The 24,966-nt window shown below is 38.9% G+C and carries 14 protein-coding genes; 9 read left to right on the forward strand and 5 right to left on the reverse strand.

Annotated elements, in window-relative coordinates; translation table 11 throughout:
- Positions 1-374 precede the first annotated feature (374 nt).
- Together ABJD71_RS01910 and ABJD71_RS01915 are read left to right on the forward strand one after the other, a co-directional pair.
- Positions 375-914 (forward strand): phage integrase N-terminal SAM-like domain-containing protein, encoded by a 540-nt coding sequence (locus tag ABJD71_RS01910; protein WP_348163699.1) that lies wholly within the window; start codon positions 375-377, stop codon positions 912-914.
- A 28-nt stretch (positions 915-942) separates the two neighbouring features.
- Positions 943-1,332: a tyrosine-type recombinase/integrase gene (locus ABJD71_RS01915; RefSeq protein WP_348163702.1), complete on the forward strand. Its 390-nt coding sequence runs from the start codon at positions 943-945 to the stop codon at positions 1,330-1,332.
- On the opposite strand, the gene recD is transcribed toward ABJD71_RS01915, so the two are convergent.
- The 4 genes from recD to pckA all read right to left on the reverse strand — a co-directional run bounded on the left by recD (position 1,329) and on the right by pckA (position 12,438).
- A complete protein-coding gene (recD, locus tag ABJD71_RS01920) occupies positions 1,329-3,314 on the reverse strand; it encodes an exodeoxyribonuclease V subunit alpha (protein WP_348163705.1) in 1,986 nt (661 codons plus the stop codon). The two genes, ABJD71_RS01915 and recD, sit on opposite strands and share 4 nt — an antisense overlap.
- A 7-nt stretch (positions 3,315-3,321) precedes the next feature.
- On the reverse strand, positions 3,322-7,098 hold the full coding sequence (gene recB / locus ABJD71_RS01925) for an exodeoxyribonuclease V subunit beta (protein ID WP_348163708.1): 3,777 nt from the start codon (positions 7,096-7,098) through the stop codon (positions 3,322-3,324).
- On the reverse strand, positions 7,095-10,541 hold the full coding sequence (gene recC / locus ABJD71_RS01930; RefSeq protein ID WP_348163711.1) for an exodeoxyribonuclease V subunit gamma: 3,447 nt from the start codon (positions 10,539-10,541) through the stop codon (positions 7,095-7,097). The genes recB and recC overlap by 4 nt, the downstream gene beginning before the upstream one ends.
- A gap of 274 nt (positions 10,542-10,815) precedes the next feature.
- Complete coding sequence (gene pckA, locus ABJD71_RS01935; protein ID WP_348163738.1) at positions 10,816-12,438, reverse strand: phosphoenolpyruvate carboxykinase (ATP); 1,623 nt, start codon at positions 12,436-12,438, stop codon at positions 10,816-10,818.
- A 600-nt stretch (positions 12,439-13,038) separates the two neighbouring features.
- On the opposite strand from pckA, the gene ABJD71_RS01940 reads away from it, so the two are divergent.
- The 5 genes from ABJD71_RS01940 to ABJD71_RS01960 all read left to right on the forward strand — a co-directional run bounded on the left by ABJD71_RS01940 (position 13,039) and on the right by ABJD71_RS01960 (position 18,729).
- A complete protein-coding gene (locus ABJD71_RS01940; RefSeq protein WP_348163714.1) occupies positions 13,039-14,283 on the forward strand; it encodes a GGDEF domain-containing protein in 1,245 nt (414 codons plus the stop codon).
- A 135-nt stretch (positions 14,284-14,418) separates the two neighbouring features.
- The gene (locus ABJD71_RS01945; protein ID WP_348163717.1) at positions 14,419-16,650 is read left to right on the forward strand and encodes an ATPase, T2SS/T4P/T4SS family; all 2,232 of its coding nucleotides are present in this window, start codon (positions 14,419-14,421) and stop codon (positions 16,648-16,650) included.
- Positions 16,651-16,858: 208 nt separating this feature from the next.
- Positions 16,859-17,140, forward strand: coding sequence for a hypothetical protein (locus tag ABJD71_RS01950; RefSeq protein ID WP_348163720.1), 282 nt, complete (start codon positions 16,859-16,861; stop codon positions 17,138-17,140).
- Positions 17,141-17,240: 100 nt separating this feature from the next.
- On the forward strand, positions 17,241-18,047 hold the full coding sequence (xthA, locus tag ABJD71_RS01955; protein WP_348163723.1) for an exodeoxyribonuclease III: 807 nt from the start codon (positions 17,241-17,243) through the stop codon (positions 18,045-18,047).
- 22 nt (positions 18,048-18,069) lie between these two features.
- The gene (locus ABJD71_RS01960; protein WP_348163726.1) at positions 18,070-18,729 is read left to right on the forward strand and encodes an energy-coupling factor ABC transporter permease; all 660 of its coding nucleotides are present in this window, start codon (positions 18,070-18,072) and stop codon (positions 18,727-18,729) included.
- 212 nt (positions 18,730-18,941) lie between these two features.
- On the opposite strand, the gene modF is transcribed toward ABJD71_RS01960, so the two are convergent.
- The gene (modF, locus tag ABJD71_RS01965) at positions 18,942-20,381 is read right to left on the reverse strand and encodes a molybdate ABC transporter ATP-binding protein ModF (RefSeq protein WP_348163729.1); all 1,440 of its coding nucleotides are present in this window, start codon (positions 20,379-20,381) and stop codon (positions 18,942-18,944) included.
- 163 nt (positions 20,382-20,544) lie between these two features.
- Between modF and ABJD71_RS01970 the strand changes: the two genes are divergently transcribed.
- Both ABJD71_RS01970 and ABJD71_RS01975 read left to right on the forward strand, forming a co-directional pair.
- Positions 20,545-23,382 carry a trypsin-like peptidase domain-containing protein gene (locus ABJD71_RS01970; RefSeq protein WP_348163732.1) on the forward strand — a complete coding sequence of 946 codons (2,838 nt, stop codon included), beginning with the start codon at positions 20,545-20,547 and terminating at the stop codon, positions 23,380-23,382.
- Between the two features lie 207 nt (positions 23,383-23,589).
- Positions 23,590-24,468: a DUF4350 domain-containing protein gene (locus tag ABJD71_RS01975; RefSeq protein WP_348163735.1), complete on the forward strand. Its 879-nt coding sequence runs from the start codon at positions 23,590-23,592 to the stop codon at positions 24,466-24,468.
- Positions 24,469-24,966: the final 498 nt, after the last annotated feature.

Here is a 24,966-nt window from a genome sequence, read left to right on the forward strand (position 1 = left end):
TAATCCTTTAATATTTAGGCTGTCACCCAAACTACAAAAACACATAACAGTATATTAGCCAGACCGCACGTTTAAGCCACTTTAGGAATAAACAGAATAATGATTCTGGCAATTAATTTATTTCATCTTTTCATATACTTATTAGCTTTTAAAGGTAAATTTTTTATTAGCGAACCATGTAGAAATCACGAGTCTGGATAAATACAGAATATTATATTTTCACTAAGATTATTAACTTCAACAAAAACAATGAGATAAAATTAATTGGTCTATTTTCAATTATATTTTTTCACAAATAATAACAGTGAAAAATGGAAAATTTTAAAATACGCATTATAACTGTATAAACAAACAGTATAACAAATGAGTAAATTATGTCAGCTTTTATCGAGGCAATTCGAACAGAAATAAGAACAAAACAATACAGTTTGAAAACTGAAAAAAGTTACTTGTATTGGGCTAGATACTTTATTCGTTTTAATAGTATGAGACATCCTGAAACACTTAATAATCCAGAGATTGAACATTTTTTAAATTATCTTGCAACAAATCGTGGGGTTAGTGCTGCCACTCAAAACCAAGCCTTGTGTGCACTCATATTTATGTATAAGCACGTCATAAAGAAAGACATCATCAATTTAAAGTACGGTTATGCTAAAGCGCCTAAAAACCTACCCACAGTGCTTAATTCAGAAGAAGTAAAAGCTGTGTTGCAACAACTATCTGGTAAACATTGGTTAATAACAGCAATACTATATGGATGTGGATTAAGAGTTCATGAGGCATTACGCCTACGTGTAAAAGATATTGATTTCATCAATCGTTCTATCTTTATTTTTAGGGGCAAAGGAAAGAAAGACCGTTATACATTACTTCCTGACTCGCTTACCGATCCTATAAAAAAGACAAATTGATATAAGTTTACAGCAACATAAAAAAGATGTGGATGAAGGCTTTGGTTTAGCTTCATTACCACCATCACTTATTCGAAAATATGGAAATGCAGCTAAACAAGCGAGTTGGCAATATGTATTTCCGTCTATTAATCGCTGTATCCATCCTGTTGATGGATACATAAGCCGCCATCATATACACGAGACATCTTATTCAAAAGCGTTAAGAAGTGCGGTCCATAAAAGTGGTGTAGTAAAGCGGGTTACCGCTCATACTTTTCGGCATTCTTTTGCAACTAAGTTACTACAAGCTGGCAACGACATTCGTACTTTACAAGAGTTATTAGGCCACTCTGATTTGCGAACAACAGAGATTTACACCCATGTAGTAGGTAATCGTAGAGCGGGTACCATTAGCCCCGTAGATTTATTATCCTAAGGCTCACCCAACCTATCTGCTAGCCCACTACCTCGTACACATTGTTGTCTTAAGCTCACACTTAAGGCTTTTTGCTCTGCGAATAACATAAATTCTTTTTTAGCTCGGGTAAGCCCTGTGTATATCAACTCTCGATTTAAACCGCGCCCTTGATTGTTAGGGGTAATTGGCGGAAGGCATAAATAGACTGAGTCAAATTCTGAGCCTTGGCTTTTGTGAATAGTCATCGCGTAAAGAGTTTCAACACTCGGTAGACGACTTGGCAACAACCCTCTTAACTCGCCTTCTGGCGTAATGAACCATACCTTGGTAAGGTTTGGATTATTGGGATCAGCCATAACTAAACCTATGTCCCCGTTAAATAGCTTAAGTTGATGGTCATTTTTTGAAAGCATCACAGGGCGGCCAATATAAAAGTCTTTGCTGGTATCTATTAATCCTTGTTTGTGCAATTCGTTTTCAATGAGGTTATTAAGCTGATTCACTCCCCAAAAGCCGCTTTTTTGAGCACATAACACTTGCTGAGTTTGCAAAATATTAAACCCTTGGCGTATGTCGCCATCTTGCAGTGCTTGTATGTAAGCTTGGTAAACAGGTAACAGTTTAACAATCAAGGTTTTTAGAATTTCGTTAGCCACGGCCGGTGGGCTGCTTTGGTTTGGGTGATACCAGTCAATATCGGTGAATTCAGTGCCATTTAATAATGAAAAACACTTTGCCCCCTGCCCTGTGTTGATATGTTTTGCCAGTTGCCCTATGCCACTATCGTTTTTAAATCTGTGGCTTTTTAATAATTTTACTAGGTTATTTTGAATAGCAGACGGGGTGTGATTGCTAGCTAAAGGTAACACGCTATTGGGTAAATCCATCAGCTCAATTAATGTTTGCTGTACACCTTCACTATAAAGACCTAACGATTCAATGGTATCTTTTGGTGACTCGCACGCAGCACATATATCAGATAACACACTACCCGTTTCTACAGAGGCAAGCTGGTCTTGGTCACCTAATAAAACTACTTGCGCATGAGTTGGCAATGCTGCAAATAATTTTGCCATTAAAGGCAAGTCAACCATCGAGGCTTCGTCTAGTACGAGCACATCTAAATGTATTGGGTTACTGGCATCGGCTTTAAAGTATGGGCTTTGAGGTTTTGCCCCCAATAATCTATGAATAGTTTGGCATTGCTCTGGTAAATTTTGCTGTAAATCACTGGGTAATTTTAGCTTGGCGGCACTAATCGACTCGGTCAATCTAGCAGCGGCTTTTCCGGTTGGAGCAACTAACTGGATAGTTAAAGGCTTGCCTTTACGGAGTACATCCTTTGATGCCAAGCCTTGTAACAAAGCAAGTAAACGGGTCACGGTTGTTGTTTTCCCTGTACCTGGGCCACCTGTTATAAAACTTAGTCGTTGGCTTGCTGCAATGCACACCGCGACTTTTTGCCAATCTAGAGTCTGTGGGGTATCAAGCTGACTATGGGATGCGGTGTTTATAAAAAGGCGATTTAATAACTGTTTTGCTTGGGAAATATCTAAGGTATGGCTAATCGCAGCTTTGTGACGAATAATAGCCGCAAGCTCCGATTCATATTGCCAATATCGGTGCAAATACAGCTGCCCGCTTTCCATAACTATGGGTTTCGCGTTTAAATTATCACTACTTTGCTCTGTGGTTATGCTTTGTATGGTGTGAGCTTGTTGCAAATAACCTTGCAATACACTAGCTTCGGGAAACACATACACACCCAAAAATGGCTGGTCTAATGTACTGGTATTAACGCAAGTATGTTGGCCTCCAGATTGCGCACTCAAGTATGCTGCGAGCAGGCAAATACACTCTCTAGCCGGCTGCGGTAAATTGGTCTCTTCACTATAAATAAAATCAGCAAATGCTAAATCTATGGGCCGAATTTTAGACACCTTCAGCAGTTTATCTAACGCGGCTGTTAATTGAAGGTTAGTTTGAGTCTGCATTAACATAATAAGGTTACCATAGGTCTAGTTGCCCTTGTTGAGTGGTGTTTACCGTTTCATGTTTGGTTGTACTGTGCTCCGAATCCCTTGTACTATTTTCGCCCGAAAACAGTGTATCTAGTTGCTCTATCATAGATTGTTCAGGTAAAGCAAAGTACACGCCGTTACCTGGTTGGTTTTGGCTCATGCCTCGCAAAAACAAATAATACGCGCCGCCTATGTGAGTGCTGTAATTATAATTGGGGAGTTTGTAACCTAACCAACGATGTAGTGCCAAGGTATAAAGAATGGCTTGTAAATGGTAATCATGGTCGGTCATGGCTTTTTCCATTGCGCCTTGGTGATAGTCGTCAAAACTGTCACCTAAATGGTTAGACTTATAATCAGCTACATAGAACTTGCCATTAAATTCGAACATTAAATCGATAAAACCTTTGATCATGCCGTTAAGCTCTTCAAACTGGTAATCGCGAGTATGATGTTGAGTGTATTGATTAATGATCTTATTAAAGTCACTTACCTTTACTTGATGCAATGGCATATGAAACTCCATTTCTACCTTTATGTGGTTGGGCGCAAGCTTATCAAGGCTAAGTCCGGTAGTTAGGTCAGCATCTTCGTTTTCTATAGTAAACGGACTACTCAAAACATCTCTTAACCACATGTCTAGACAGCCGTGCCACGTTTCGTCAATGCCATACCAGGTTGATTGCTTAGTGATAACCTCTGCTAACTGTTCAGGCTTTTGCAAGTCTATGTTCTCTAACACTCCATGCAAAAACGACCCTGCATTGGCACCACGCTCAAAACTAAAAGGAGTCTGTTCTATTTGTTGGGCTTCAAGTGCCTGCTCGAGCGAATCACCCTCAAGGTTCAGTTCGTCTTCTTCAAACCCTGTATTGTCAGCGGGCGAGTCTGTACCTTCATCTTGCCCAGGAGCGGGCATGTCTAAATGTACCTGTTGGCTGCTAATGGCAGAATAACTAGTTAAGCGCCATATACGGTTCACGGGCTTTGATAGTGCCAGAGTTTGTAAGTTACTTTGATTAACTATTACCGTATTGGTTGTAGTCGCAGGAGCAAACTCTACTTGAGTAAATGGGTGGTATGACACATCTGCGCTTGTCACCAAATATTCAATACGTGCGGCAATCGCCTCATCGGTAATGTTAAGCGCACTCTCTGCCTTTTCTGGGTCGTTTTTTGTAAACATCAATAAACTACCAAGGGCAGACAGTGCAAATCCAGATTCTTTTTTACTGGTGCCCAGACTTATATTCCACACCCCTACGCTGCAATAATATATGGCACGGGTAACCGCTACGTAAAACAAACGAATATCTTCTGCTAAACGTTCAAAATCCGCCTTTTGTAGGTTTTGCTCTTGCGTTAAAAAGTCTACTTCAAGCACTTGCTGATCATTATGATAGAGGGCTTCTTTAGTGCTTTTATAGCTACATGCAAAGGGCATAAATACCAGAGGAAACTCTAAACCTTTAGATGAATGAAACGTAATAATCTGCACCAAGTTTGCGTCACTTTCTAAACGCATTTGTTGACTGTCGCTTTGGTGATCAGGCTCTAGTAAACAGTTTTCGTACCAATGAATAAGTTGAGCTTCACCCACTAGTTGCATACTTTGCTGTTGTAAAAGCTCACTAAGATGACGTAAATCTGTTATGCGACGTAGTCCATCACTAAAGTATTTGATTAACCTTTGTTCAACATTAAAGTAGTGCAAGACTTGGTTAATGGCTTTAATGATGCCGTGTTTTGCCCACGTCTGATGCCAATATATCCTCAGCTCTAAAATTTCTTGCCAACGGGATTCATCATTAAATAGCTCATCTAAGTCTTTTGCATTAAACGCAAACATTTCACTCAATAAAGCTGTTTTTAACAACCGCTCATCTATTGGCTGGCTTAGTGCCTTTAAAAGTCTAAGTAAATCCGTGGCAATTTGGGTGGCAAATACACTGGTGCGAGACAAAAACACACTGGCAACATTTACGGCCGCTAACGCATTTTTAATTATTTGAGCTTCATTTCGATTACGTACTAACACGCAGCAATCTGCTGCAGTGATGGTTTTACCATTAAGATCAGCTTCGCCTTTGGCAGCTAAGGTTAACCAGTCTGATATTTGGTTCGCCGTTGCAATCGCTAGCTTTTGAAATGCATCATTGGCTGACATAGGTCGGTTTTCCTCACTACGTAAATGAAGAAAATCCAAGCATTCAACAGGCTTGCCTTGCACATTTAACCCTGCAATGTCTCGCCCTGCATTCACCTCTTGAAACGGTATACTCTGATCAAACAAAAAGCCTTTTCGGCTAGTGTTAAAAACCTGATTAATGGCATCAACTAATTTAGGTGCCGAACGCCAGTTAGTGGCTAAGGTAAAGTGCCTGTCTTTTGCAACCCATTGTTTCGCTTTAATGTAGGTAAATATGTCAGCCCCACGAAACCCGTAAATAGCCTGCTTAGGATCACCAATCATGATCCAGCAAGGGCTATTTGATTCACAGGTATGGCTATTTTCATTGTCTAAACCATAAATACCTTGAAACACTTCAAATTGTATTGGGTCGGTATCTTGAAATTCGTCTATCAAAGCGGCAGGAAAATTACTGCGAATAGTGTGAGCCAAACTCTGCTGATTAGCTTTACTTGTAACGTCATCTGTTGCTTGCTGACGTATGGCGCTCTGCAGCCCAACAAGCAAGTCTTCTGGCGATAGCAAATGTAGCCTTTGTTTATGAGAGGCTAGATTTGCTGATACCTTAGCCATGGCATCTTGACTAAAGGCCATATTGATATTGTCTTGGCAGTGCTCGAGTAAACTTTGTAATGTTTCAAAACGGCTAAAATCTAGATGGGATAAGTCGGCACTGCCCTTTTTCGTCGCCTTTTGAATTTTCTCAGGGAAAAACAAGCTCCAGCCATCTTTATCAAAATCAATTTGTAACATTTGGCCACAGCAAAATTCCTGCATATCTTGTAATAATGAAGACTTAGATAGTTTACTTCGGCCGTTTAGCTTGGCTTTGCTTAATTGTTCACTGATGTTTTCACTGATCCACCAGCTTTTAATATTTGCCACTTGCGCGGCATACTCTTGGACGCTGGTTATGGCCCCCTCAATACTAAAGGTTCGGCAAGGAACAGCATGCTGATTTAATAGTCTAGCGATGCTGGTCAGCATACTGTGTGGCGTTGCCCACTGTTTTAGTAATATCTCTAAGGTAGCAGGCTCAAGAGTAGTAATGTATTTACGCCAGTAATCTTCTGCAGCCATTTGGAGCCATTCGCTTTCATCCAAAATAAAGCTTTGTTCATACATAGCACCACTTTCAAATGCATGCTCGGTCAGCGCTTTATGACAAAAGCCATGAATGGTATACACAGCGGCTTCATCCATTTGCTTACTGGCTAAAGACAAACGTTGGCAATCTAATTCAAGGTTATCGCTTTGCTCAATAAGCTGCGCGATAAATGGGTCATCACTAGTTTTACCATAAAAAGCCAAGTATGCGTCTCTGAGGCGCTGCCTGATCCGCTCTTTTAGCTCCCCTGTTGCTGCATTGGTAAAGGTGACCACTAAAATTTGTTCTACACCAAGAGCAGCACAACCTCTGCCAAGTAATAGCCTTAAGTATAAATTTACAATTGTGTAGGTTTTACCGGTACCAGCACTTGCTTCTATTAACGAGGGTCCATACAGGGGAAATAATAATGGCTCTAATGGTTGCATTATAGAAGAAGTGATTAGGCTATTTTCAGTACTCATTTACCGCCCCCAATCTCAAATAGTGGCAGTAAGAGCTTATCGGTCACTTCTTTGAGCTCATCAATGCACTGACTTAAATCAGGGCACACCCTTTGAATATGAGCCTCTTCGCCCTCTGCTTTAGAAAAGTTGTTACCTTCAAATGTAGCAAGAGTTTTAGCTACATCTTGGGTTTTAAGCCATTGCCATGCAGCTTCAGGATAAAAGTGTAATACTTGTGTCAGCCCTTTTTGCCAGTATTCTGCCCATAGGTTTAATGTATCAATAGCCTGTTGCTGCTCAATTACAGGTAAAATGTATGGTTTATCTGTACTGATGTAGTATCCCTTATCTAACGAAAACTTGCCCTCTTGAGCACATAACGCTAACCATTGTAAATACAACTCGATACGGTCTTTTGCTCTTAACTTACCACTGCGCCACAGTAATAAATTGGGGCCATACAGCGTGTATACTCTGCCTGTTAATACATGCTTATCTAGCATAAGGTCAATATCAACACTTTGTACTGAGTACATCTTAGCTGTGTCGAGTAAGTCTGCGCTAGAGTGACTCACCTCAATAATCTTGTTTGCCAAATCAGTACTTTGTTTAATCAGTGGCCTTAAGGCTACATTCCCTATAAGCGCACTAGGTAACTTACCTTCGGCTCTTAATTGGTCTAATAACAGGTTTTGGTCAGCCGCTGCTGATTCTGGTTGAGTGAGTGCTTTAAGATTATCTTGCACTAATCTGTCCATGAGTATGTATTTGTCTAACCCATCAAAAGCAAATGGCTCTTCATCGCTATTCACATCCCCTAATGAGTAGAAGCGAGACTGCCAGCGATGCATGATAAACCCTTTAGCTGGGTTGTTAAAAAACTGAATTAAATCTTCTAACAGTAGCTGCTTAGCTGCTTCTTCATCTGATGCTGAGCTTGCAGCCTGCTCTGCCATATTAGCTAATGGCTCATCATTAAATGTATTTGCGTGTACAGGTTTATCAATTTGGTCTGCAATAAGTTGTTGCTTGCGATTGAAACTAAACGACGCAGCTGATTCATTTGTTTTATGTTCCAGTCCACCTGCAAAGTAAGCCTTGTCAAAGGGCTGCAACTTATGATGATAAATTAAATGGGCAAATAGGTTTTGTTCTGTTTCTTTTGGCTCTAATGACAACTGCCCTTTTACGCTAAACCCATGTTGACAGTATTCTAATAACTCACTGAGTAAAATTGATGGCGCTAAAGGACTATTGTCTTTTTGGCTAAACCCTTGGTAGCTAAAATATAATTGCTCTCGTGCAGATAACAAGGCTTCTAGAAACAAATAGCGGTCATCTAAACGCCGCGATCTATCACCACGTTTAACTGGTGCTAAACGCATCAAATCAAAGCCCATGGGTACGCTTTGTCTAGGGTAGTCGGTATCATTTATACCTAACAAACATACCATTTTAAAAGGGATACTTCGCATTGGCATTAACGTACAAAAATTAACATACCCAGCTAAAAATCGTTGCCCAACGCCTTTTTCTTGAATGTTTTGTTGCAACTCACTTACAAATATATCTTGCTCCACATCGTGGGGATATTGCTCATTGTGTGCAGACAGTTTCTCTAGGGTTTCTCTTAAAATTTGTAAATCTGTTTGCTCGATATCATCGGCCTCGTATACTTCTTCTAAAAAATAGAGGGCTTTATCAATTTTGGTTTGCAAAGCATGTGGCTGTTGGCAAAATGCTAATACTTGTAACAGTAAACCTGTGAATTGATAGCACTTACCTAGCGCCGCTGCCTGTTGGCCTTCAATGTCAGCATAAGCAGATAGGTTACCTTGGCTACCTTGATATAAGTTATGGCTATACATAGCATAGCCCGCTAACAATCGTTGTAAGCCAAACACCCAGGTATTTTGCGACTCTGGAGGGAGATCCCAACGAACTTTATCTTGTTCATCCCAGCCCCATCGAACCCCAGCATCAGTTAACCAGTGTTGTAACAATTCAAACTCTTGTGAATCGATTCTAAACCTACGTTGAATAGCCGGAACTTCTAACAATGACAAAACTTCTGATAACGTAATGCGACTTTGATGTAGCTTCATCAATTGTAAAAAGCTGGCTAGTAACGGCGATACCTGACCAAGGTTACGGTCTGAAATAGCGTAAGGAATTGTTAAGTCACTATCCACAGCACCAAACACTCCTTCGATAAAAGGCGCGTAGCTGGCTACATCAGGCATCATGACTATGACATCACCTGGATGCCAATCTGGGTTATCATTAAAACGTTTTAGCAATTGATCATGGAGTATTTCAAGCTCACGGACTTTTGAGTGACAAGCATGGACTTGCAATGAGTTGTCGTTTGACTCAATTTCTATTTTTGGGTGTTGCTCACCATTTGATAAAAGTTCATTAGCATCAAGGGCTTGATTAGTGCTTCTAAAGGTCAGGTTATTTACGTCACTTTGGATATGTTGCAACAAGCTCTGTGGTTCAGTTTCTATAAAACAATCTTGTTGCTGTAAATCAAGTCCCAGTAACATATCTTGATAATCGCGCCCCAATTTACCCCAAGACGCAAGCAAAGGATTACCCACATCTAGAAATTCAGCCCCTAATTGCTCACCGCTAGAGCTATTTTTGGGGTCTAAGGTTTTTAAAAGCACTTTTTCTTGGGTTTTCTTATCAACAATATCTCCCCAATAATGTTGACTGGGGTTAAACCAAAATATCAGCACATCTCGTGTATCAGACAATGCCTTAAGTACCTCTAACTGTTGTAATGGCATTGCCGAAATACCAAACACCATCAATGGCTTAGCTGAACCTTGCGAGCTAGCGGAGAGTTTTTCTAATAAACTATTGTGAAGATTAGCGCGATGAAATGGAGATTCACCTAGTTCTTTACTATTTCTGACTAAGGCACGCCATAAAATTGGTTGCCAAGGGTGAGCCTCACAAATACTTGCGTCATGATTATCCGGTAAATCATTAAACCCAGCCTCCCAGTGGTTGATCCACTCAGGTCGGTAGACTAAATATTGATCGTAAACATCGGCAATTTTTGAAGCAAGCTGATACAACTTTAACTGGGGCGCATCGACAAGGTATGCTTTTATTGGATCAAAGTTAGTGTCATCAAATAAGCTGGGTAAAATAGCCATTAACTTCCATGTCATATTGGCCTTGGTAAAGGCAGATTGATCAGGTAAGTCTTGAATATGTGCTTGATACAATTGCCAGATAAAACTAGACGGCAACGGAAAATCAATATTGGCGGCAATCCCTAACGTTTCAGCAATTTGAATTTTCAGCCACTGCGACATACCCGGGCTTTGCACTAGTACCTGCTCAGCTTCAAATACCGATAATCCTTGCTCAGAGGTTTCTTGCAGACAGCTAATCAAACTATCAGCAAGGCATTCCATTTTGTTTGACTGAATCAAATACAACATAAATAAACTAACTTTTCGTGAAGCTATCCATTAAGAGCTTTAGTCTATCAAAGTATATGATTTTTAGATGAATTTTTAAGATAAAAAGGACAGAACTACCGAACTTACATCGACATAGCACTCACATGCCTAAAAAGATGTCAGCGACACATAAATCATAGAGTCACACCAATAACAATTTTTGGACAAAAAAAAGCCAACTGAATTCATAAAAATTCAATTGGCTTAACAGTTGACGGTTGGGCATCAACTTAGAAAGTATAACTCAAAAAAATTATAAATGTGGGCCTGATTGGGTTAATACTTTACCTTCTTCATTGTCAGTAAATTTAGTAAAGTTATTTATAAACAATTTAGCTAGTTCTTGTGCTTTGGTATCCCAGTGAGTTGCATCCTCGTAAGTACTACGTGGGTCAAGAATACTGCTGTCTACCCCGGTTAGTGATGTAGGAAACGCCAACTCAAAATAAGGCATTACCTCACACTCTGCATTTTCAACCTCTCCGCTTAAGATGGCGTCTATTATCGCTCGTGTGTCAGCTAGGCTAATACGCTTACCTGTACCATTCCAACCGGTATTCACAAGATAGGCCGTTGCCCCAGAATTATTCATTCTTTGCTCTAAAACTTCAGCATATTGGGTTGGGTGCACACTTAAAAACGCCTGCCCAAAGCATGATGAAAATGTTGGAGTAGGATGATTAATACCGAGCTCAGTACCTGCCAGTTTTGCTGTAAAGCCCGACAAGTAATGATATTTAGCCTGTTGGCTGGTTAATCTAGATACTGGAGGAAACACACCAAATGCATCTGCCGTTAAAAAGATAACTTTTTTTGCATGCCCAGCCTTACTAACACCTTTCACACGATTTTCAATATGCTCAATAGGATACGAAACCCTGGTGTTTTCGGTTCTAGAGTCATCAAAATAATCTGGAACCCCATTTTTAACCACTACGTTTTCTAATAGGGCATTTCGTGTAATAGCGTTATAAATTTCTGGCTCTTTGTTAGGGTCCAAATCAATAGTTTTGGCATAACAGCCACCTTCGAAGTTAAACACACCATCATCGTCCCAACCATGCTCATCATCACCGATTAACGCTCTGTTAGGATCAGCTGATAAAGTGGTTTTTCCGGTACCAGAGAGGCCAAAGAAAATAGCCGTATCGTCATTCTTAGAGACATTAGCTGAACAGTGCATAGAAGCAATACCTTGCAGCGGTAAAAAGTAGTTCATCATAGAAAACATACCTTTTTTCATTTCACCGCCGTACCAAGTACCACCGATAAGCTGCATTTTTTCAGTCATGTTGAAGGCAACAAAGGTCTCTGAGTTTGTACCGTATTCTTTAAAATCTGGATCAGAGGTTTTTGATGCGTTCATTACTACAAAATCAGGTTCAAAGTCTTCTAGCTGCGCTGCTGTTGGCCGGATGAACATGTTTTTAACAAAGTGTGCTTGCCACGCGACTTGCATAACAAATCTAACGTTCAATGCTGTATTTTCATTGGCACCACATATGGCGTCGACTACATACAAATCACTGTTAGACAATTGTTTTTGACTAATATCTTTAAGGTGCTCCCAGGTTTTCATGTCAATAGGTTTATTATCATTACCATTTTCTTTGGTGCTCCACCACACTGTGTCTTTGGTGGTGTCATCTTTGACAATAAATTTATCTTTTGGAGAGCGTCCGGTGTATATACCGGTATCAACATTAATGGCTCCCGAATTAGTTAACGTCCCCTTTTCAAATCCCTTCAAGGCTTCATCAGTTTCAGCTATAAACAATTCATCAAAACTCGGGTTATAAAAAATATTGGCTACGCCAGTGAGACCAATAGATGTTAAATAAATACGTACTTTTTCATCTGTGGTACTTTCTATCATTTCGGGTTGTAATTCTGAAACCATTATATTCTTGTCCTTCGTCCGTTAATATTTAGCTTGTTTATATTTTCATCAACAATGGCAATTAGAAAATACTTATCCTCTGCACCATTAAGCGCCTCAAAACTGTGCGTGTATATTTTTTATACACAAAAAATTGACGGGAGTCAGGATAATAAGGATATGTTAACTATAAGTTTTGTGAATGAGCGTTAGAATATAGTTATACGTATAGAGCGTCATAAAAAATATACCCAATGTATAAATGGGCCGGTCTTCTAGAAAAGTTAAAAAATCATGTAGGCGTTTATCATCCCTAAAGTAAATAAATTTACATACACCGCATATTTTCTGCCTTTACCCAACATAATAACCACCTTAAACAGCCTAAAAATAGTCAAAAAAACAATCGAAGATTAATGGGTTTTAGCTTATCGAATGCAATAAAAGGGTATGAAAACATAAACGGTAAAAGAGATAACTTTGTCTTATGGTTAACTCAATGACAACTATGACGTTTACTTTCAATATCCTTTTTACAGGAAAAGCCAACGCCTTAACTTTGTATAAATCTGTAAAATACGGATCAGGGTAATAAATATGATGATACATGCAAATGAAGAAGCCACACAATCAAGGGTAATAACATTGTATGCTGCCTATATAAGTTTAATTTCGGTATATTTTTTGGTTGCCGCTTTACTCATCTATATTACACGCACCGAAATAGATGCTCCCTTCCTGTACAAGTGGGCTGCAGGGTTTATTGTCGTAGTCGTACTTAGTCTTATAGCAAAGTCGATGTTTAACAGTAAAATAAGTGACAGCAATCGTAACTATCCAAAATGGGAGAACATTTACGCGGCAATCAATGTGTTGTTTGCTTCAGTTTTCAGTGTTGGCTATTGCTATACTGCATTATTGAACAACACACAACTAACACTAGCAGTAGCGCTTATACTGACCATGCAATTGTCTTGCTTAGTCATAACAAATCTAAATTCTAGAAAGACGATGATTGGGGTAGTACTACCTACAGTCTTGCCATTTTGCGGTGTAATAATTTATTTTTCAGTACCTTTCGGTATTGAATTAGCGATAGGAATTACACTGTTTACATCTATATTCTTAATACTGACCTTTACTTTAAATGGCGTCTATAATAGCGCGGTAGCTTCAACTCGGATGTTGAATATAGAAATTCAAAAAAATAAACAAAAACTTATCAAGCTCGAGAGCAATTCATTCATCGATTTGTCAAATAACATATACAACCGACGATTCTTTGATTTAATGATTGATGAAAAGATTAGACGAGCCAAACGAGTAGGAAACAACCTTAGTTTAGCTATTATTGAGGTAGATTTTTTTGATGAGTACCGAGCTCATTATGGGCAAGAAAAGACATTAAAATGTATGCAGCGCATAGCCAAAATATTAAGTAATGCAACCCACAGAGGAGGAGAATATATGACTTGCTTTGACAATAAAAAATTCGGCCTTATCGCCCCTAATGTACCGACGAAAGAAGCGATTGCATTTACTAGTAAGATGGCACAACTAATTAACGATGCTAACATAAAGCACGTATCAACAGGGGTTGAAGAGCTAGAAAAAATTACAATAAGTGTTGGTATTGCAGAGTTTAAGCCAGACAATATAATTGACGTTGACGAAATAATTTCACAAGCTTTATTTGCACTAGAAACAGCACATACTCTAGGCCATAACACTATACAGGTTTACGATTACAAAAATATAAAGAATGACAATAGTGCTGAAACTACCTACGACAACTCATCTAAACCCTATTTAGTCTCAGAAAATCCACGGTCAGCCTTATGACAACTAACCGAGTATGGGCCAGCCTAAACTAAGATAATGGATACAGTCCTAGAGTAGTTAGGCCAAAATGTAAATGTTGCAAATATTTAGCAACAAACCGTAATTTAACGAAAAATAAAAGTAAGCGACATACCTATGCTAAACGAGTCATTGCGATCTAACTTAATTGAAAGTATTAATGCCACCGTACATCAATACCCAAATTTAGAAACAGCCTTCACTGATATTGAACCACTGATTTTAACAGCATTTAATTCTCAACGTGTATCTCTATTTCAAAGGCGAACACGTAATAGAGACTTAGTCTGTTGGCATAAAACAGGTTTTCATCCCCGAGAAATTAAACTCCCTTTAAACACCCAATCAATAGCTGGGTACGTTGCGGTGGCGCAGCAATCAATTTTTTTAAATGACCCCTACGACCGAGCGTCTATCGAAGCTATTCATTCAAAATTAAAATTTGATAAAAAATACGATCGACTACATCGTTTTAAAACAACCAATATGTTGTGTGTGCCAATAAAGCATCAAGGTATCCTGTTGGGGGTAATGGAAATATTAAATAAAGAAAGTGGTGGCTTTGATAATGAAGATTTAGCCCTAGCGACAGAGGTTAGTAAAATCATCGGAGAGGCCTACCAATATGAACTAGGTGGCACATCACAACCTTTTGAGTACTTAGGACATAAGGGATTATTAGACCCTAAAGTACTTAATAACCTATCAAACAGCTCTAATATTAAATATGCCACTTACCTTTTAAATACCGAACATGACATCAAAGAGGAGCAAATAGGTGAAGCCCTTTCTTTATATTACCAAGCACAATATATTGATTATTTACCAACCCAATACCACGCATCTCACACTGATATAAAGCTTAACAATGAATACCTAAAACACAATATGGTAGCTATTGTTAAAGACGATAAAGAACAAACCATTATTTTGATGTTTGAACCCAACAACACTTCATTACTAATGGAAATTGAAAACGCCTTAGGTACAGACAATTACCAATTGGCCTTTAGTTTACCGAGTAAAATACTTCTTTATTTAGGTGAGGCTGATGAAGAAGAGTCTCGTAATGAGTTTGATGATATTTTAGGAGAAATCGACACTACAGAAGGAATAGTAGATAAAACAGAAGAATTTGTTAACGAAGATGAACCCGCCATTGTCCGATTAGTTTCAAGTGTATTGTACGAAGCAAAACGTTTAAACGCCTCAGATATACATGTTGACCCAGAAGATGGTAGCCCTACCCTTATTAGAATGCGAGTAGACGGTATTGTTAGGGACTTAAACCAAGTACCTGAATCACATCATAATGCGTTGGTATCAAGAATTAAGATCATGTCGGGCTTAAATATCGCTGAAAAGCGTATTCCACAAGATGGAAAATTAACCTTTAATGTGTCTGGTAAAAAAGTCGATGTTCGTGTCGCTACTATTCCTACCGTGGCAGGCGAAGGCGTAGTAATGCGGCTATTACCTAGTGGCGATGTATTGCCTTTAGACAAGATAAATTTAGCTGAACGTAATGTTCAAAAGTTGAAAAACTTGGTTTCGATTCCACATGGAATATTACTGGTTGTTGGCCCGACAGGCTCAGGAAAGACAACCACCTTACATGCCATACTTAACCACCTAAATACGCCAGATAAAAAGATATGGACAGCAGAAGATCCAGTTGAAATTAAGCAATACCGCTTACAGCAGGTACAGGTGAACCACAAAATTGGTTTCACATTTGCGAGCGCATTGAGATCATTTCTACGTGCCGATCCTGATGTAATTCTCATTGGTGAAATGCGAGACAAAGAAACTGCCAGTGCGGGAATTGAAGCCTCATTGACCGGGCACTTAGTTTTATCAACGTTACACACTAACTCAGCCCCAGAAACAATCACTCGTTTATTAGATTTAGGAATGGACCCTGTGAATTTCTCTGACGCTTGTCTAGGGATACTAGCGCAACGTTTAGTGCGAGTACTATGTCCACACTGCAAAGAAAAACACACGCTAAGTGACACTGAGTTAGCGTTTATAAAACGTCATTATGGTGAACAGTATATTGATGAATTAGGGTTACACAAAGATACAGAGATTTATCACGCTAAAGGCTGTCCAGAGTGCGACAATACTGGCTATAAAGGCCGAACTGGCGTCCACGAGCTTTTATCTATGAGTAACGAATTACGAAGTTTAGTTTATAAAGGCTCTTCAGTCGCTGAGCTTAAGCAACAAGCAATGCAAGATGGAATGAGAACCCTTGTACAGGATGCCATCCACAAGGTGATCAAAGGCGATACCGACATCACCCAAGTACAAGTATTAAGTGGTTTGGGAACTGAAACCCATTAACAAACGTTGTCCCCCGTTTGTACGGACTCTAAAGGCCAAAACACCCCAGTTTATGGCTTTTTTTCTGTGTATCTACTTTAAGAGTTATTAGCACCTGCTAATAACTAACTTAGATTTAGCATTAGGCTCCGTCCTGATTAATATGATATTTTAATGGTGCAATTTAACCTTTAATACATAATAAGCAGCAAAGTAAACACGTAAATTTATGAAAAAAACGCTCACAACATTATTCTGGCCAATTTTGAAGTTTTTCGAGGTGGGGCAAGAGCCACCCAATTATAAACCATCCCATCGATTAGCTTTAAATGTACTTGGGGCACTTTTTATATTTTTATCTGGCGTGTCAGCAGTTTCTGCTTTTTATTCTGAAGTCACCATAGGTGCTGTGATACCCATAATTGTGTTTTTCTTGGTTGGCTTAGTCGCGCTAGTTATTGGCGCATTAGGGTCAAATCGTGCTGTTGCTAAAATCTGGGGGACAAAATAACGTGCTCCAGCTTAATTCATAAATACTAACTGCTGAAATATGGATTTATTACAGCCATGTCATCGCTGAGCCTTTAACTTTTTCTGTGGACACCATTTAAATGAAAGTCATCTCTTTTAATATCAACGGCATTCGTGCACGTTTACACCAATTACAAGCACTTATAAATAAACACCAGCCAGACATTATTGGCTTACAAGAAATAAAAGTGCACAACGAGCAATTTCCGATAGCAGATGTCGAAGCCATGGGTTATCACGTATATTTTCATGGTCAAAAAGCACATTATGGTGTGGCTATGTTATGTAAAAAGCCAGCAATTGCAGTGCAATACGGCTTCCCTACAGATGATGATGAAGCCCAAAAACGTATGATCATGGTCGACTACCCCATGGAAAATGGCGAAACCGTGCGAGTATTAAATGGTTATTTCCCCCAGGGTGAAAACCAAAATCACGAGACTAAGTACCCAGCAAAACGTAAATATTACCAAGACTTAATGAGCTACCTAAACGAGTATTACACCCCAGACGATAATGTGATTGTGATGGGAGATGTGAATATTTCCCATACAGATTTAGATATAGGTATTGGTGAGCCAAACCGTAAACGTTGGTTACAAACCAAGAAATGTAGCTTTTTGCCAGAAGAGCGTGAATGGTTAAATACCTTAATTGACTGGGGCTTTACTGATGGTTTTCGAGATTTACATCCAGAAGAAGCCGAAAAATATAGCTGGTTTGATTATCGTTCTAAAGGCTTCCCCGATAATCGTGGACTGCGGATAGACTTAATTCTAGCCACCGCTAAATTACATAGCACAATTACAGAAGCAGACGTGGATTATGAATTGAGAGGGCTAGAAAAGCCCTCAGATCACGCGCCAATATGGTCAGTGTTTAAATAAATATTTTAAAGACCCAATAACCATGAATAATTTTCAGTTTACAGACATACAAACCATTGCAGCTGTTCTTGCTGTTGTAGTTTGTTTCGTTGTTGCTAAAAGATTAACTTTCTCGCGTTTAATCTCTGATAAAAAAATTCAACATTTAGTGTTTGGAAGCGCAGCAAGTTTATTTGTATTATGGATGTTTAGAGCAGGTATTTATGACGGTTTAAGTGTACATTTTTTATGGTTATCTGCCCTGCCCTTAGTATTAGGTTTTAGGTGGGCTATTTTTAGCGCGTCCCTAGCTCTAATAGGCGTAACCATTGCAGGCCAAGAACATATCAACATGTTAGGGGTAAATTTTTTACTGGGAGTATTGGGCCCAATTGCGCTGACGTATGGAGTATACAGCCTTACCTTTTATAAATTACCTAGGCACACTTTTGTTTACATCTTTTTGTGTGCATTTATACCTGGAGCCTTATCAATTGGCTTAAAAATGTTAAGCCTAAGCGGTTATTACTACTTAGATGACATATATAGCTGGTATACAGTAAAAGACAACTACTTAATCCTTACCTCCTTAATGTTATTTCCTGAAGCGATGTTTAACGGTATGACTATCACCTTACTCATAATCTATAGACCTGAATGGGTTTATACGTTCTACGACAAACTATATTTAGATGAGCAGTAACCACTGCTCTACCCGACTGTTTGTGCCGAAAATAAGATTTCATCAAAATTTGTCGCTTTATACTTTTCAATAATTTGTATGGTAACTTCGCCCAGACGCGCTTCTTCAAGTTGTGTTTTATAAGAGTACTCACCTAATTCTCTCCCCACTGACGCGCCAAACGTTTTTCAGCTTCATCAAGTTACTCTTGTTCTACTTGCATCAATACGACTCTAAAAATCTGACATACATATATGGTTTTGAATACTTGGGATCACATCTTCTTGATGATGATTTACATACAACAAGGTGGTATTTCCTTCGCGGGCTAAAAGCTCTATTAGGGCCAGCACTTTTAAACGATTAATATCATCTAATCCGTTACAAGGCTCATCTAAAATCAATAAACTCGGATGTTTAACCATAGCTCTGGCTATTAATGCCATTCTTTGGTCACCAAAAGATAACTCAAAAAACGGCTTATCTTTATGTGACTCTAACCCAACTACCTGCAACCATTCATAAGCTAATTTAAGTTGATTGGTAGAAGGCTTTTGATACAAGCCCACACTGTTGTAATACCCAGACAACACCACATGCAACAATGAACAATTCACTTTGTAATCTAAATGAAAGCCGTTAGAGAGATAGCCTATGTATTGCTTAATCTCCCAGATACTTTCACCACTGCCCCGCTGAAACCCAAACACAAAAATGTCATTTACATAACACTGGGGGTGATCACCGGTAATCAAATTTAATAAACACGTTTTACCCGAGCCGTTTGGCCCAGTCACTTGAAAGTGTTGCTGAGGATTAACTGTCCAATTAAGGCCATTAAATACAATATTGTCACCGTAACTAACCTTTGCATTGGTTAATCTAACTAAAGGCGCATTTTCATCCAACGGATGAGGCGCAAAACAATCATCATCTTTGCCAGGTAAAGCTAAAGCGGCGTGTTGAATATGCTGTAATTGTTGGATGTGCTGTAACTGCTCGCCTAGATTATCGCTAACCTCAACTTGCCAACCTATCGAACCTGCATCCATCAGTATGAGTTGTTTACAAAACTCAGGCACTTCTGAGACTCGATTTAACACCATCAAGATAGTTGTGCTGCCGGATAATTCTTTAAGTAACTGAGTGAGTTGCTCGCTGGTTTTTACATCTAAACCATCCCAAGGGTCATCTAATATTAGTAATTTAGGCTCTACAACTAGGGCTTTTGCTAACAGTAGCTTTCGGGTTTCACCAGTCGATAAAGCCCTAAATGGCTTGGCTAACATAGCCTCTAAAGAAAAAATGTTTTTCACTCGATTAAGCAAGGTTTGGTCTACCGTCGCACTATTTAAGCCATCAAACAACACCTCTTGCACTGTGGTAGCAACAGCAATGATATCTAGAATATCTGCACAATCTTTTTGCTTTTCAGCCTCAATCAAGGCTTGTTGTTGCTCTACGGAGACCCAAGCAATATCGGTGGCAAGCTCTGGCTCACCAGACACCCATTGACCTTCGCCTGCAATACCAGCAGCTAAAGCAGATTTACCACTGCCGTTTGGCCCTAAAATAACCGTGTGCTGCTGGGATTCAATGGCTAAATGTTCAATATTAAGATGATAATGTTCACCTAATATTAGGTGACAATTTTTTAGTGATAACAAGGACATAAGTAACAAATTTCATTAAACATGGGGGAATAGTATCAAAATGTAATTTTAATTGAACTGACTCCCTATATTTATTCTTTGTGGCATATATCAATCAGCTAACGAACTCACTATTATCACTGCATAAACAAACTTTTTATCATCTCGACGTTAGGTTTAATGGATGCAAACAAATATAGCCCCCACATTGTTCAAAGTTTTTAGCTCCCTTGCTTTTTTAATATTTACTTTAGCTTGTAGTGATTCATCCAAACCCAATAATTGGAATGACACAGTAAAACAGACGTCTACCGGCGTCGTCAGCATTCAAATGGATGTCCCCGTAAGCTTTGATGGCAAATGGAATAGCAGCAGTTACGCAACGGGGTTTGTTGTAGATGCTGAGCAAGGTATTATTTTAACTAACCGCCATGTAGTGTCTCCAGGCCCAGTAACGGCTAAAGCAATTTTAATTAATAACGAAGAAATAGACCTCACTCCCTTATATATTGACCCTGTCCATGACTTTGGTTTTTTTCAATATACTCCATCTGATATAAAACATATCACGCCACACCAATTTACGTTAAGTGAGATTGCCCCTCAGATTGGTCAAGAAATTCGTATAATTGGAAATGATGCAGGGCAAAAAATATCTATCTTAGATGGCACCATTTCAAGGCTCGACAGAGACGCACCAAAATATGGCAAAGGTAACTACAACGACTTCAACACCTTTTATATTCAAGCCGCTACCTCTTCCACAGGAGGCTCGTCAGGTTCTCCTGTTATCAATGTAAAAGGCGAAGTAATTGCATTAAACGCCGGTAGCCAATCTAAATCTGCCAACTCATTTTTTGTGCCCCTAGATAAAATTAAATTAGCCCTTAAAAAGTTGCAAAATAAACAAACCATCACTAGGGGGAGTTTGCAAACCACATTCGTATCAACACCCTATGCTGAACTACAACGACTCGGCCTAAGTGATGAGATGTCTACTCAATATAGAAAGCTAAACCCTGAACTTAAAGGCTTGCTGGTAGTGCGCTCTATTGTTCCCGATAGCCCCGCATATAAATTACTCGCTGTAGGTGATGTATTACTCACAATGGAAGACCAAGCAGTTGCTACCTTCTCTAAACTTGAAACCTACTTAGACTCACATGCTAATAAAAACATAAATATGACTGTGCTACGTAGAGGTGAAATCTTGTCATTCGATTTACAAGTAACAGATCTTAAAGATATTACACCATCAGCCTACCTTAAGTTTGATGATGGGATTTTTCATGATTTGTCTTATCAACAAGCTAGGCACTTCAACAAACCCATCTCTGGCGTATACGTAGCGCACTCACGTTATTTATTTAAACAAGGTGGCGTGCCTTCTAGAAGTGTTATTACTGAGTTTAACGGTGCACATATTAAAACCATTAATGAACTAAATGAGCAATTAAAACTGATTAAAGATAGTTCTAAAATCAGCCTTAGATACTTTGATTTTTCAACACCTAACACCACTAATTACGGGTTGGTAGAAATAAATAGAAAATGGTTTGAGCATAGCTTATGTACTAAAACGACAGAACAAAGTGATTGGCCTTGTGAAACATTCAAAGCCCCTAAAGAACAAACTCCCAAAGAGGTAAAGTCAGAAACCACAGCCACCATCACAAACAATATCGAAGACGCATTAGTCATAGTGAAATTCAATAGCCCTTACTCCATTCAAGGGCGCTCAGGGATCTCTAGTACTTCAGGGACAGGGGTGATTGTTGATGTAAAAAAAGGATGGGTAATTGTTCCTCGAAGTGTCGTGATAAGTATGCTTGGTGATGTAAAACTAGTCTTTAAGAACCAATTAGAAATAGAAGGTAAGATCGAATACATACACCCCCTGCATAACCTAGCACTGGTATCTTTTGAACCTAGCGCAATAAAAAACATAGATCTAGCGCAAATAACCATGAGTCCAGCAAACCTGCAGGCTGGAGATAAAGTACTGCAAATAGGGTTAAATTATGATGGCATTGTTGAGTATAGATCTACCACAGTAGACTCAACTGAAGAATTGTGGATAAACCAATACAATGTCCCAAGGTTTATTGATACCAACATAAAAAGTACCTACCTTGTAAACGCTAATTCTTTTATAGAAGGGGTGCTAGTAAATGATAAAAATCAAGTAACAGGCCTCTGGGCAAGCTTTAATGAGCCAGACGAAAACGGCAAAAATCCTAGTTCATTTGTAACCGGTATATCAATCGACTATGTGTTAGATACCATAGACTTAGTAACAAACAATCGTCCAGTATATTCTTTAGATATCAATCTAACCCAGATACCACCAGTTGACGCCCTGCAAATGGGCTTAAGCAACGAATGGTTAAACACCTTAATGTCTCACAACCCGCAAGCCAAAAAGTTGTTGGCTATTTATAATGTCGCTCCAGTATCTGCTAGTGCAGACATATTTAAACGTGGTGATATATTGTTAGCCATCAATGGCACCCCAGTAACAGAATTTAGGCAAGTAGAAAAGCTATCGCAACTTCCTAATGTAACCATCACCTATTTCAGTGAAGGATTGGTAAAAACAGTACAAACTGAAACAACTCCCTTACATGGACAAGATATAAAACGAGTAATTTATTGGTCAGGGGCTTATTTACACGCCCCCCACCGGGCTGCTCAAATGCACGGTAAAGTAAGTGAACAAGGGGTCTATGTGGCAAGCTATAATTATGGTTCACCGGTTACTCGTTATGGAGTGTATGCTATGCGCACTATAGTTGAAATTGATGGTATTCCTATCACAACAGTTGATGACTTTTTACAGGCAATAAAACACAAGCAACACCAAGAAACCGTAATTATTAAAACCTTAGACTTTGACAACACACCAAAAATAACCACTTTAAGGATGGACAATAACTACTGGCCGTTTTACGAGTTAATCTACCAAGATGGCGATTGGCATCGGGTTAATCACCTAAACACTCCAGCTCATAAACTAAATTAGCCTTTTACAAAGCATTATCCACATATAAAAAAGGCCCAACTTAAAAAAGTTGGGCACAGGGTTTAGGCAAAAATAATTAACAATTTTAACGTGATTGTTTTGTTGTAATTTCAATTCTAATTCAATAAGCGGCGTAGATTTACGGTCTGGCTAACATATTGTTTGCATGCTTTATCTGGAATCGTAGTCTCTATATGGAACATTAAAATGAAATCAGTTTTTAAAGCTATACTCTCAGCGCTCCTTTTAATTGGGGTGTTGTCTTGTACTGATAGTGATCAACTACCAGACCCTGATTTCGCTCCCCAAAACACCAAAAGTACCTTTTCTACATTAAATAGTCCTGTTGTATTTATTGATGAGGCTCATAATAATTTCCTTACAAAAAATGGTAGATTCAAACCTTTTTCTCAAGTTCTATCGAGTGATGGTTATACTGTAAAATCAAGTAAAGAAAAATTCACTTTAACTTATTTGAAACAAGCGGATATATTGGTAGTAGCAAATGCACTGGATAGAGATAGACAAGACTGGAGTCCTCCATTCGGAGATGCATTTGACCAAGAAGAAATTAAAGCCCTTAAACAATGGGTATCGCAAGGTGGATCTCTTTTTCTAGTTGCCGACCATACACCTTTTCCAAAAGTTATAGAAAAAATTTCGTTTGGTTTTGAGTTTAGCAATGGTCATGTCCGCGACGCTTTATTTCGCCAAGATAACAAGTCCCTTTTACAACACTCAATAACCAAAGGCATCACTCAAGTTAAAACGTTTGGAGGTTCTGCTTTCCAAATACCTGAAAATGCACACCCCCTTTTAATTTTAGGTAAAGGAGCCACATCTGTTGTTCCCGAAATACCTTTTCTAGTAAATGCAAAAACTCCAAGAATATCAGTGGATGGCTGGTATCAAGGAGCCGTTTTGGAAGTAGGAAAAGGTCGAGTTGCAGTATTTGCTGAAGGGATGATGTTCTCATCGCAAGTTACTGTTTCAACTGGTAAAAAGTATGGTTTAGTCTCAGTTGGGGCAGAACAAAATGAACAGTTTCTACTTAATATAATGCATTGGCTGTCTAAGCCAATATAAACGCTCTCTGTGCTCAGTATATTACCATATATGAGGCTCTGGGAGCATTAGTTACCTTTTAATCACTATTTAAAAGTCAACCCAAGCCTCTTAGCTAAGCCGTATGCCCCATCTCTCATAGTGACTGTTAAGTCATCGTTTGCCGCAAATACATATAGAGTCTATCAAATCCTAACGAGACATCAGGCACCCATTTCAGGGTTCCAACCATAAAGAATCAAACGCTTGTTGACTTAAAGGATACACACTGTAATTTACATAGACACCCAAAATAATAAGCTACTTAAATACTCTCCAATCAACAAGCATAAAATGGTTTGAGTAAGCTCTGTCGTGGTTTTCTACATTTGGGTTTGGGAATAATTTGGCGGGTATGGTTTAAATTTACTTAAATTGGTGACATTTTGTAAATTTCGGGCAGCATAACTTAGCCATAAAACTGGTTGGGGAAACGAGTTAGCGATATATTAAACCTGTTGCAATAACGCTTTAGCTTTT

Source organism: Paraglaciecola sp., from assembly GCF_039943935.1.
Taxonomy (GTDB): Bacteria; Pseudomonadota; Gammaproteobacteria; order Enterobacterales; family Alteromonadaceae; genus Paraglaciecola.